This window comes from Lysinibacillus sp. NPDC056185 (assembly GCF_047737915.1).
Classification (GTDB): Bacteria; Bacillota; Bacilli; order Bacillales_A; family Planococcaceae; genus Lysinibacillus.
This window is the reverse complement of the sequence record NZ_JBLLLQ010000096.1, coordinates 329-1,334: the sequence shown is the minus strand read 5'-3', so window position 1 is coordinate 1,334 and position 1,006 is coordinate 329. Positions and strand designations below refer to the sequence as shown.

Annotated in this window: 1 protein-coding gene; it reads right to left on the bottom strand. The window is 73.5% G+C overall.

The window, feature by feature from the left end:
• Positions 1-1,006: SDR family NAD(P)-dependent oxidoreductase (locus ACMZ42_RS27100; protein ID WP_415733438.1), on the bottom strand; the 1,006-nt coding region annotated here is incomplete at both ends.

Here is a 1,006-nt window from a genome sequence, read left to right as displayed (position 1 = left end):
GCGCGAGACCACCTCGATGGCCAGGACCGAGTTGCCGCCCAGGCCGAAGAAGTCGTCATCCGCGCCCACCGTCTCCAGGCGCAGCACGCGCGCCCAGATCTCCGCGAGCGCCGCCTCGGTGCCCGCGGCCGGCTCGGTGTACGGGATGGACAGCTCCGGACGCGGATCGCGCTGGGCGTCCTCGTCGTCGAGCTTGTCCGTCATGCCGCGGTCCACGACCCACTGCTGGAAGCGATCGCCCAGCGGGCCGGTGGAGATGACCACGTGGTCGACTGTGTCGACCGCGGCCAGTGCCCGCTCGAAGATCTCCACCGCTTCCGCCGGCGTCATGTCGTACTCGCCGGGTGGCGGGCCGTCCGGGCTCGGTGTACGCCCCCAGGTGTCCCAGTCCACGGTGATCCAGCGGGCGCCGTCGGTGCCCCGGGCGGCCAGCACATGGGCGTCCAGGGCGGCGTTGGCGGCCGAGTACGGGCCCAGCGCGAGGCCGCCGAGCACCGCGGACAGCGACGACAGCGTGATGCCGCGCACGTCCCGCCCGGCGAACACCTCGCGCAGTGCGCCGAAGCCGGTCTGCTTGGACCGGAAGTGCTGCGTGCTACTGGCCGCGCCGATCAGATGCGCCGGTCCGAAGCCGCTGGGGTCGGAGATGCCGGCAGCGTGCACGACCACCCCGACCGGGCCGAACCGCTGCTCGGCTGCCGCTATCGCCGACCGCAACTGCCCGGCGTCCGCGCTGTCCGCGGCCACCGCCATGACCTCGCCGCCCAGCCGCTCCAGCTCCAGCAGGGAGCGGATGCGGACACCCGTAGGGGAGGCGTCGTCGGTGTGCTGCTCCCACTCCGCGCGCGGCGGCAGTGCCGTACGGGAGGACAGCACGACCTTGCATCCGCGTTCGACGGCCAGATGGCGGGCCAGGATCAGCCCGACGTGCCCGAGACCGCCGGTGATCAGCACGACGGTGCCCGGTGCCACCGCCCCGCCCGCCGGCAGCGGCAGATGGTCGAAG